This window comes from Pseudomonas sp. B329, from assembly GCF_023127835.1.
In the GTDB taxonomy this organism is placed as follows: Bacteria; Pseudomonadota; Gammaproteobacteria; order Pseudomonadales; family Pseudomonadaceae; genus Aquipseudomonas; species Aquipseudomonas synxantha_A.
Map to the genome: position 1 here is coordinate 1 of NZ_SPKP01000047.1, position 1259 is coordinate 1259.

Consider the following 1259-nt stretch of genomic DNA (forward strand, 5'->3'; position numbering starts at 1 on the left):
TGTACGGACCGGACACATGGTTGACGGGTGTGCGGGGACATGGTGGACACTTTTCGGCGAGCCAACTTCGCCGGAAAGCCATCATGCCTTGGAACACGAGAGATACCATGAGCCTGAAAGAAGAGTTCGTTGCCTTAGCACGGCAGCCCGGCAGTAATAAAAGAGAACTGTGTCGACGCTTCGGCATCAGCCCGCAAACGGCCTATAAATGGCTCAAACGATACGAGATGCAAGGGCAGTCGGGGCTGCAAGAAAAGTCCCGAAAACCAGCTACCAGTCCCAAACTGACCAATGCGGCCCTGGAGGCGGAGGTCGTAGCGCTCAGGCAGGAACATCCGGCCTGGGGCGGACGCACAATCAGCAGCATCTTGAAAAAGCAAATTGCTCCCAGCACAGTAACTAACGTGCTGCACCGACACGACCTGATTCAGCCCGTTCAGAAGGAACAGGAAGCAAAGCTGAGATTTGAACACGATGCGCCTAACGACCTTTGGCAGATGGACTTCAAAGGGCATTTCGCAACTCAAGAAGGTCGATGCCATCCCCTGACCTTGTTGGATGATCACTCGCGATTCAATTTAGCTATTCAGGCGTGTGATAACGAACGCGGGGGCACAGTGAAGGAGAAGATGATTGAGGTATTCCAACGCTTCGGATTGCCCGCTCGTATCAATGTTGATAACGGTCCTCCATGGGGATCGCCGCGCAACCCCGGTGAAATCACAGAGTTAAGTATCTGGTTGATTAGCTTGGGAATCCGGATCAGTTTCAGTCGCCCCTATCACCCTCAAACCAACGGAAAGATCGAGCGCTTTCATCGATCACTCAAGGCAGAGGTGCTTAATGGACGGCAATTTTCCACGATCAAGGAGGCTCAAACCGCATTTGATCAGTGGCGTGAGGTTTATAACCTGCAGCGTCCTCATCAAGCACTGGACTACAAGGTGCCCATGGACCGGTATCGGTCCAGCCCTTGGGCTTACCCGCAGCAGTTATCACCCTTCGAGTACGGGCCGGATGATGTGTCGATCAAGGCGTATCACAGCCGATTTCGTTTTCAGAAACGCTATTTCAGCATCGCCAAGGGCCTGAATGGTCATCACATCGGAATACGACCTAACCCTGAAAAAGACGGTCTCTTTGATGTTTACTTCTGCCATCACTTTCTAAGAACGATCGACCTGAGCAAACCTGACTATGGCCCATAATGTGTCAACCATGTCCCCGCACATGTGTCCACCATGTGTCCGGTCTATACA

General features: G+C 52.4%; 1 protein-coding gene. It reads left to right on the forward strand.

Annotation, left to right across the window (positions count from 1 at the left end):
• The first annotated feature begins 83 nt into the window (after window positions 1-83).
• Window positions 84-1208: an IS481 family transposase gene (locus E4P00_RS21625; RefSeq protein ID WP_216091764.1), complete on the forward strand. Its 1125-nt coding sequence runs from the start codon at window positions 84-86 to the stop codon at window positions 1206-1208.
• The last annotated feature ends 51 nt before the right edge of the window (window positions 1209-1259 follow it).